At 46.1% G+C, this 9,748-nt stretch carries 7 protein-coding genes; 1 reads left to right on the forward strand and 6 read right to left on the reverse strand.

Annotated elements, in window-relative coordinates:
* Positions 1-314: 314 nt before the first annotated feature.
* The 5 genes from DP116_RS23950 to rpsT form a co-directional block, all read right to left on the reverse strand.
* A complete protein-coding gene (locus DP116_RS23950) occupies positions 315-2,192 on the reverse strand; it encodes a DNA-directed RNA polymerase subunit gamma (RefSeq protein WP_169157544.1) in 1,878 nt (625 codons plus the stop codon).
* Positions 2,193-2,548: 356 nt separating this feature from the next.
* Positions 2,549-5,929: a DNA-directed RNA polymerase subunit beta gene (gene rpoB / locus DP116_RS23955; RefSeq protein ID WP_169157545.1), complete on the reverse strand. Its 3,381-nt coding sequence runs from the start codon at positions 5,927-5,929 to the stop codon at positions 2,549-2,551.
* A gap of 66 nt (positions 5,930-5,995) precedes the next feature.
* Entirely contained in the window at positions 5,996-6,163 is a 168-nt protein-coding gene (locus tag DP116_RS28690; protein ID WP_211173475.1) for a hypothetical protein, read from the reverse strand.
* 458 nt (positions 6,164-6,621) lie between these two features.
* Positions 6,622-7,407 (reverse strand): TatD family hydrolase, encoded by a 786-nt coding sequence (locus DP116_RS23965; RefSeq protein ID WP_169157547.1) that lies wholly within the window; start codon positions 7,405-7,407, stop codon positions 6,622-6,624.
* 70 nt (positions 7,408-7,477) lie between these two features.
* Positions 7,478-7,780 (reverse strand): 30S ribosomal protein S20, encoded by a 303-nt coding sequence (gene rpsT / locus DP116_RS23970; RefSeq protein WP_048871230.1) that lies wholly within the window; start codon positions 7,778-7,780, stop codon positions 7,478-7,480.
* A gap of 438 nt (positions 7,781-8,218) precedes the next feature.
* Between rpsT and DP116_RS28695 the strand changes: the two genes are divergently transcribed.
* Positions 8,219-8,524, forward strand: coding sequence for a hypothetical protein (locus DP116_RS28695; protein ID WP_211173476.1), 306 nt, complete (start codon positions 8,219-8,221; stop codon positions 8,522-8,524).
* 184 nt (positions 8,525-8,708) lie between these two features.
* Here DP116_RS28695 and DP116_RS23980 read toward each other — a convergent pair.
* Positions 8,709-9,748 (reverse strand): RNA-guided endonuclease InsQ/TnpB family protein (locus DP116_RS23980; protein ID WP_169157548.1); only part of this gene is annotated, 1,040 nt, incomplete at its 5' end.

Here is a 9,748-nt window from a genome sequence, read left to right on the forward strand (position 1 = left end):
CCCACTCGCTGTCTGCCGTGCATGGTTTCCCGACTTGAGGAGCCACTGCGGTGCGGTGAATCCAGCGCGAATGACGGCTTTCCCGACAGAGGCGACTGGTGTTAGCGCAGCGTGACCGGAGGTCATACCCGAAGGGAGGTTCCCTCCGTTGAAGCATGTGGCGTGCACCTGTCCGTTGAGGCAGTGCGCCCTTGGGTAGCACTAGGCGTGGTTTCCCCAAGGAAGAACTGCCGTTCAAGCAGTCTTGCGGTCAACACTCAAGAATTAAAAAAACTTTGGACTCTTGAGTGTTGACTTTTGACTTTGGGTCGCGGTTAACTGGCGATCGCTTCTTGAATTGCCTTATTGTAAATAACGCGACCTGCTGTTGTACGTAAATACTGGTAAATCATGTTTCCGTGAGCATCTTCTTTGACTCGACGGAACTTAAACAGCAAAGTCCGGCTACCATCTTCATTGGGTATCACTTCAACCGGTTCTACATCTGGCTCACTTGTCTCTACTTCGCCGTCATAGCGTACGTAAATATAGGAATGCAGGTCAACTTGCTGCTGCTCGTAAGCCATGATGACATCATCAAGAGAAGTAAAAAATCGTCCTGCGCCTTTTGTCGCATCAGGATTTTCTGCGGTTAAGTAATACGCCCCTAACACCATGTCTTGGCTAGGTGTAATGATTGGTCTGCCAGTAGCTGGTGACAAAATGTTGTTAGACGCCAACATCAGTAAGCGTGCTTCCGCTTGAGATTCCAAAGATAACGGTACGTGTACCGCCATTTGGTCACCATCAAAGTCAGCGTTAAATGCTGGACAAACGAGTGGGTGCAGTTGAATTGCTCGACCTTCGACTAAGATTGGCTCGAAAGCTTGAATTCCCAAACGGTGTAGTGTCGGCGCACGGTTAAGCAGAACAGGGTGTCCTTCAATCACTTCTTCTAGAACATCCCAAACACTTGGATCAGAACGAGATATCAACTTTTTGGCTGCTTTGATGTTGTTCACCATTCCGCTACGAATCAGCCGATTGATGACAAATGGTTGAAATAGCTCAATGGCCATTTCTCGTGGTAAACCGCACTGGTGAATGTTAAGCTTTGGTCCGACGACGATCACAGAACGTCCGGAGTAGTCAACCCGTTTACCGAGTAAGTTTTGCCGGAAACGTCCTTGTTTCCCTTCGATGATGTCGGACAAAGACTTCAGTGGTCGATTATTTGCACCTACAACCGTACGTCCCCGACGACCATTGTCAATCAAAGCGTCCACTGCTTCTTGCAGCATCCGCTTTTCGTTGCGAACAATAATCTCAGGAGCCAAAATTTCTTGCAGGCGTGCCAAACGGTTGTTACGGTTAATGACTCGGCGATATAAATCATTCAAATCGCTGGTTGCAAATCGTCCACCGTCCAACTGCACCATTGGGCGTAAGTCTGGGGGAATGACAGGAATGACAGCCATAACCATCCACTCAGGCTTAGATCCGGTAGCGATGAAGTTGTCAATCACCCGTAGCCGCTTAATCAGCTTTGCCCGCTTTTGACCTTTGGCCGTTGTAATTTCTTCCCGCAAGGATTCAGCTTCTTGCTCTAAGGTAATATCAGCGAGTAACCGCAACAAAGCTTCTGCACCAATACCGACCTCTACCCCTTGCAGGATGGAATCTTCGCTGTAAATTTGGTCTTCAATTTCCAACCACTGGTCTTCACTCAGTAACTGTTTGTAGGTTAAGGTTTCAGCATTGCCAGGACTAAGAACAACATAGGAATTGAAATAAACAATTTGCTCAACATCCCGCAAAGGCATATCTAGGAGGATGGAGATATAGCTGGGAATGCCTTTGAGATACCAGACGTGAGCGACAGGTGCTGCGAGTTTTATGAAACCCATGCGGTGGCGGCGCACTCGCGATTCAGTCACTTCTACGCCACAGCGTTCACACACAATTCCTCTGTGACGCACTCTCTTATACTTGCCACAATGGCATTCCCAATCTTTAGCTGGACCAAAGATGCGCTCACAGAACAAGCCGTCCATCTCCGGTTTCAAAGTACGGTAATTGATCGTTTCTGGCTTTGTGACTTCACCAACTACCTGACCGTTAGGTAAAGTTCTCTCACCCCAAATCCGAATGCGTTCTGGTGATGCCAAGCCGATTTTAACGTAGTCAAACTGATTATTTTGGGCTACTCTCATCTTTGTCCAAATTGTGTTCTAAAGTTATGACTTTTAAGGAACACGGCTAATAAATTCCGTGCTGGTGTGAGTATTCAGTTGTGAGTTATTAGTTATCAGCTATTACTTGTTCAGTATTTACTGTTCACTAATAACAGTTCACCCTGCGGGTTCGCCCTATGCACAAAGCCCACGAATCGGGCTTTGAACATACAGTGTGCCGGAAGGGCTTACGGCACCGGCTTTCACGAAGTGTGCCCGTAAGCGCAAACCACACAAATCGGGCGAAGCTTGAGTGTGTCCTTTGGACATAGGACTTACGGACACACTGCTTTGAACAGTACTGCTTTCACTGTTGAGTGATGACTGTTCAGTTTTTATTCCTCGTCATCCATCGACTCGCGTGACAAGGATTCATAGGTTGGACGTGGGGGTGTACGGCGATTTCCTTGGTCTGTCATCAAATCGACTTCGACATCCAAAGAACTACCGTCTGCCTGCGTCTCTACCTTGTGTACGGCAATATCCAAGCCTAGTGATTGCAGTTCTCGCATCAACACTTTAAAGGATTCTGGTGTTCCAGGTCGAGGAATTGCCTTTCCTTTGACGATCGCATTCAGTGCTTCATTCCGTCCTTGCATATCGTCTGATTTCACCGTCAGCAACTCCTGCAAGGTGTAAGCAGCACCGAAGGCTTCCAGTGCCCACACTTCCATTTCACCGAACCGCTGACCACCTTGTTGTGCTTTACCACCCAAGGGTTGCTGGGTCACCAGTGAGTATGGACCTGTTGAACGGGCGTGGATCTTGTCATCCACCAAGTGAACCAGTTTCAGCATGTATGCCACACCCACAGTCACTGGTCGGTCAAAGGGTTCGCCGGTGCGACCGTCGTACACCAAAATTTTTCCAGGATTATCTGGGTTAAACACCCAGTTTCTACCTGTTTCGTCCCGTGCTTCTTGCAATTTGCCATGCACGATGGTTCGAGATGATTCTTCACCATACATTTCGTCAAAGGGAGTGAGTTTGAACCGCACTCCGAGGTTATGACCAGCCCAACCCAACAGACATTCAAACACTTGTCCAACGTTCATCCGGCTTGGTACGCCCAAGGGGTTGAGAACAATGTCTACTGGTGAGCCATCTGGCAAGTACGGCATATCTTCGAGGGGCAAGATTTTGGAAATAATTCCTTTATTCCCGTGACGTCCTGCCATTTTGTCGCCGACTTGGATTTTACGCTTTTGCGCCACATAGACCCGGACGACCATGTTTGCCCCTGGTGGCAGTTCATCGCCTTGTTCGCGGGTAAACAAGCGTACGTCTACGACGCGTCCTTTTTCACCGTTGGGAACTCGCAGGGAATTGTCTCTCACATCCCGTGCTTTTTCACCGAAAATTGCCCGCAACAGTTTTTCTTCTGGTGGCTGGTCAGATTCACCTTTGGGTGTTACTTTTCCTACCAGGATATCCCCGGATTCTACCCATGCCCCAATGCGAATGATCCCCTGTTCATCCAATTGACGCAAGGCATCTTCACCAACGTTGGGAATTTCTCTTGTAATTTCTTCTGGTCCCAACTTGGTTTGTCTTGCCTCAATTTCATATTTTTCAATGTGAATTGAGGTGTAGATATCGTCTTGTACCAGCCGTTCCGAAATCAAAATTGCGTCTTCGTAGTTATACCCTTCCCAAGGCATATAGGCGACGACGATATTTTGTCCCAGCGCCAGTTCGCCTCCTTCAGTAGAAGAACCATCCGCCAGCACTTGACCTGCGACAACGCGTTCACCCATGTAAACTAACGGTTTTTGGTTGAGACAGGTATCTTGGTTAGAGCGATGATATTTGGAAATGTGGTATCTAATGTCTGAGCTATTAGATTTGGAAGAATGGTCACGTCCGGATGAGCTAGGGCCTTGATGATTCAGCGCGGCAGTTGGCTTTCCATCCGTTGAGGTAACCCGTGGACGCACACGAATTTCTGTTGCGTCTACATATACCACTTCTCCGTCGGTGCGCGATACAATCACCATACCAGAGTCTCTGGCGGCTTGAGCTTCTAAGCCTGTCCCGACCAAAGGACGCTCTGGTTTCAGTAGGGGTACTGCTTGCCGTTGCATGTTCGATCCCATCAGGGCACGGTTTGCGTCGTCGTGCTCCAAAAATGGAATCATGCTAGTAGCAACAGACACAATTTGCACAGGAGAGACTGCCACGTAGTCCACTTGTTCTGGTGTGGTCGTGGAGAATTCCTGGCGATAGCGTACTATGGCTTGCGGTCCGATGATGTCACCATTTTCATCAACGGGCAAGTCGCCAGCAGCAACCCGCAGGTCATCTTCTTCATCTGCAGTCATGTAAATTGGTGATACGTCAAACCGCACCCGTCCATTTTCTACAGGTCGATAGGGTGTTTCTAGAAAACCATACTGGTTGACGCGAGCATGAGTTGCCAAGGAACCAATCAAGCCAGCATTGGGACCTTCTGGAGTTTCTACGGGGCAAATGCGTCCGTAGTGGGATGGGTGAATATCCCGTACCGCGAAACCTGCACGTTCACGTGTTAGACCTCCAGGGCCAAGTGCTGATAAACGGCGTTTGTGGGTGAGTTCTGCCAGAGGATTTGTCTGGTCCATGAACTGCGACAATTGGCTAGACCCAAAGAATTCTTTGATGGCTGCGACCAAAGGTTTGGGGTTGACTAGGGAAGCAGGAGTCAGTACTTCAGCGTCGGATACGGTCATTCTTTCGCGAATGATGCGTTCTAAGCGATTTAAACCGACTCGGACTTGGTTTTGCAGCAATTCGCCCACACTTCTGACTCGACGATTCCCTAAGTGATCGATGTCGTCAGTATTACCGATATCATACTCAAGATTGATCAGGTAATCCACTGCTGCCAAGATGTCTTGGGGAGTCAAGACGCGTATGGGTTCTGGCACTTGCAAGCGCAGTTTTTTGTTGAGTTTATAACGTCCAACACGACCAAGGTCGTAGCGTTTGGGATCAAAGAAGCGCGAGTCGAGAAGTTGTTGTCCTCCCAAGACTGTGGGCGGTTCACCAGGACGGAGTTTACGATACAACTCCATCAGGGCTTCTTCTTCCGAAAATTGCCCTTCTTTCTCAATCGTCTTTTGGAAATATTCTGGGTGGCGTAATGCGTCAAAGATTTCATTGTCTGACAACCCAAGAGCTTTCAGGAGGACTTGCGCCGAAAGTTTGCGGGTTTTGTCTATACGTACCCACACCAAGTCGTTACGGTCTGTTTCAAATTTCAGCCAAGCTCCTCGGTTGGGGATTAAACTAGCTGAATACGTACGCCGCCCGTTCTTGTCAATTTCTGATTTGTAGTACACTCCTGGCGATCGCACTATCTGGTTGACAATCACCCGCTCAGCACCGTTAATGATAAACGTGCCTCGGTCTGTCATCAGAGGCAAATCCCCAATAAAAACTTCTTGTTCTTTGATTTCTCCGGTTTCTTTATTAATCAAACGAGTGGGGACGTACATCTGTACCGCGTAGGTACTATCCCGCCGTTTTGCTTCGTCTACACTGTACTTTGGCTCTTTTAGTCTGTAGTTTTGACCCAAAAAGTGCAGCTCCAATTTGCCTGTATAGTCTGTGATCGGACTAAAGGAGTTCAGTTCTTCTATCAGTCCTTCTTCTAGAAACCAACGGAAGCTGGAACGCTGAATTTCGATCAAGTCCGGCAACAAAAAGGCGGGTTCCATAATTGTTTCGTTTGTCATGCCTCTACCTTTGTCAACCTAAGTTTTACTTAATGGTGTGTGGGAACTTCTCCTGACACCCCCTACTCACGAGCAGGTGTGGGCAAACGGAGCAATTAAAGCTGCAAATAAGGATTTTGGCAAGGGGATTATTACCCATTTTGCCGCCAAACGCTGCCAATTTCCACCAGCTATTAACTTCTTTACTGAAATCAAATGGTATAACTTTTTGTTACTTTCTTTTGTTTTCTTCACTTCCCCCTCCAAAAAGCGCGTTATGCCTCAGCTTTACACTGTTTTGGCTTGTACGTAACTACCTGGATTTAAACCCAGAGGGATAATATCCTTATGCTCAGAGGACAATATTCCCCTGAGCCTACTTTGTGTATGGATAGCTTGTCTTGGCGGGTGGTGGTCACACGGTAATTTGTTTAACAATTCTCTATAGGGAAAATATGAAACTAGTGTTTACACAACGGGTTTAGATGACCAATCGTCGAAAGTTATAGTCGTGATGGAATTGGAGCATCCAGTTGTAGAGATTAAGAGGATGGTTAATTTGCTCGTTTGACTCAACTGTCAGATTCAATAGTTGCTTCTTTAACCATTATGGCTTATGCAAGTCTGTTTTGGAGGTAATAATCATAGCATATTTTAGTCCTCCTAAAGTTTGATTTTTTGATTTTCTGAGTTTATGCACTAGGGGAGATGTTCTATATTGTTAAGCCAAACAATTCACAGGCATTTCGGGTGGTGAGAGTTGCGATCGCATCAACAGTTTCTCCCCGCACTGTTGCCACTTGTTGTGCAACATAGCGGACATACGCTGGTTCATTGCGCCGTTCACCTCGTTTTGGGACGGGTGAAAGAAATGGACAATCTGTTTCTATTAACAGGCGATCGCTCCTCACCATAGCAGCCGATTCTTGAATTTGTTTCGCGTTTTTAAATGTCACTGTTCCGCTAAAGCTGATGTAGAAGTCCAAATCAACAAACCATTGGGTTTCTTCTGGACTTCCACCCCAGCAGTGCATGACACCCCGAACGCTTTCCCCTTTGAGCTTTTTCCATTTTTGCAGCACTTCCCTTACCTCCACTGCCGCATTGCGGCAGTGGATAATGACTGGTAGGTTTGCCGAACTTGCGATCTCTAGCTGTGTCTCAAAGACTTTGCGCTGTTGATCATAGTTATCTGCTTTATAGAAATCCAGCCCAGTTTCCCCTATTGCTACAACTTTAGAGTCAGAACTAGCTAAAGAAACAATTTCTTCTGCTGTTTGTTCAGTCCATTTGGCTGCATCTAAGGGATGCAACCCCACAGCAAAGCTCATTTCGGCAAAACGGTGAGCCAAAGCTTGAATGCTCTTAAACTCAGATGGTTCTACGCAGGAGTGCACTAGATGTATGACCCCCGCTTGTTGCCAGCGTGATCGTACGGCTTCTAAATCTGACTGGAAAATGTCAAAGTTGATGTGAACGTGGGTGTCTATCAGCTGCATTGCTTTTCCTTTGTCTTTTGCCCTTCGTCTTTTGCCATACTAAAGATAAAAGAGGAAAGACTGCTGACTATTACGCAGTTGCTGCTGGTTGTGTATGCGCTTTTAGCCTTTGAGCCAGTTTTGACTTTTTTCTGGCTCCATTGTTAGGATGAAGTACACCCCTTTTCACGGCTCTGTCGATTTTGCTATAAGCTTCCGACATCCGAGTCATGACTTCTTGTTTTGATTCCGGGCTTTGATTAGCTGCGTATGCATCTACAGCCGCGAAGTATTTTTTCATCAGGGTCTTCACTGCCGATTTATATGCTTTGTTACGCAGTCGGTTGCGTTCTGCGATTTCGGCGCGCTTGAGAGCAGACTTTGTATTCGCCACAGTCAGTTCCAGAAAGACTATTTATATATAAACACACTACTAGACTTACTAATATAGCATCATTATTGCAAATATTTATAGTGCTAGAGAAAAATTTTACCAGATACACGTCTTGTGGATGCGATGAGCAGCAGCTTGTATCCGCAAAAAAACAGGACTTGCTATTGCCTAACGGCAACGCTGCGCTAACACCCACAAGTTGGGATAGCGAGGATTTCGCTTGAAAGTGTGGTCAAATTGCCGACCATTGTCCCCGAAAAATTGAGCTGACTTTTCACGGTTCGTCCGAGAAACACCAAACAGCGTAGGTTTTTCTACAGGCAGATTCTCAATAGTTTTAGATGAATGAAAATGAGTGACTTTGAAAATCAGCGTTTGAAAAACTCAATTTATGCGATACGCCAAGGTCCGTCTGTTGCTGCGCGCAATCGGTAACCGATGAAAGTGACTTTTCCAGATGCCATCAAAAGTCAGGTTTTAGATGTCATACTCACCACGATAGGGACAAGAACGCTGCAAAGAATATCAAAGCAGAAAGTATCAGATGGGTATTGTCCTCTGGGACGGGGGACTGGTGCGAGTGGAGGCGATGTCAGACCAAATCGAGGATCCTACCCTACAGACCAGGCGATTGTCCATAAATCTGGAAGCCCCCACCATACCGCTTGCAGTTGGTGGTGGGTAGTTCACGACCCACATCTATTTTATAAAAAGCTTTCTTCTAAAGCCTGCTACCATCAATAAAACTCTTTCATTTTGCTAAATCAATTTTACATTGTGATTGAAATCTGTTGAAGTGAGATTTGTAAGAAAAATTTTTCTCCATTCGGGAAATGGAAATTTTCCTGAGCAGTTATACTGCAATTTTTTTTCAAAAATAATACTCAGTAATATTTTGAGTGGTAGTGAACTACCCACCACCAACCGCTTACGGTATGGTGGGGGCTTCCAACTTCACGGAGGAATGCCACATCACAGGCTTACGCCCACGATTTGGTCTTACTTCCTCTCCATTGGCGTTAGCCTCCCCCGTCCCAGAGGAGGACAGCACTCTGATGCCTTCTGCTCTAATATTTATCGCAGCATTACCATCTCTATCGTGATGAGTACCACAACTTGGACAAATCCAATTTCTTATATCTAGTGGTAACTCTTTGATTTGGTAATGACAGTTGGAGCAAAGCTTGGAACTAGGAAACCATCGGTTTATTTCAACTAACTTCCCGCCATTGTGTTCTAGTTTATAAGACAAGAAGTTGACAAAAGTTCCCCATCCCACATCAGATATTGCTTTTGCTAGTTTGTGGTGAGCCACTGCGTTGCGGGGGTTCCCCCCGTTGTAGCAAGTGGCGAACCCGTAAGGGTTACGAACCATGCCCAAGACGAGTAGGTTTTCAACTACCACAACTTGATTGCTATCAACTATCTTTCTAGATAGTTTGTGTAAGTAGTCTTGGCGGACATTGCTAACCTGTTCGTATACCCTAGCTACAATCTTTATTGCTTTTCTACGGCGATTACTCCCTTTAACTTTACGTGCAGCAATACGTTGTTTCTTGGCTAGTTTTTTCTCGTATTTAGCTAAATGTTTAGGATTCGGATATTTGGAAACTTTTTCACCATCATAAGTAATTGCAAAATCCTTGATACCTAAGTCAACACCAATAACCTTGCCATCTGTACTAGATGTTGGATAATCACCCTCATATTCGATCAACACAGAAGCGTAGTATTTACCCGATGGGCATTTACTAACAGTGACAGTCTTGATAGTTCCATCAAGTAGACGATGTATTTTAGCTTTTACAACGCCTAGGGTTCCAGGAAATTTCAGACAATCATTGACTTGTTTTACCTTTTGTGGATACTGGATGGACTGACGATGATGTCTTGACTTGAACTTAGGATATTGTGCTCTACCATCAAAAAAGTTTTTGTACGCACGACTAAGATTGAGACTTACAGATT

It is taken from the genome of Brasilonema bromeliae SPC951, assembly GCF_012912135.1.
Taxonomy (GTDB): Bacteria; Cyanobacteriota; Cyanobacteriia; order Cyanobacteriales; family Nostocaceae; genus Brasilonema; species Brasilonema bromeliae.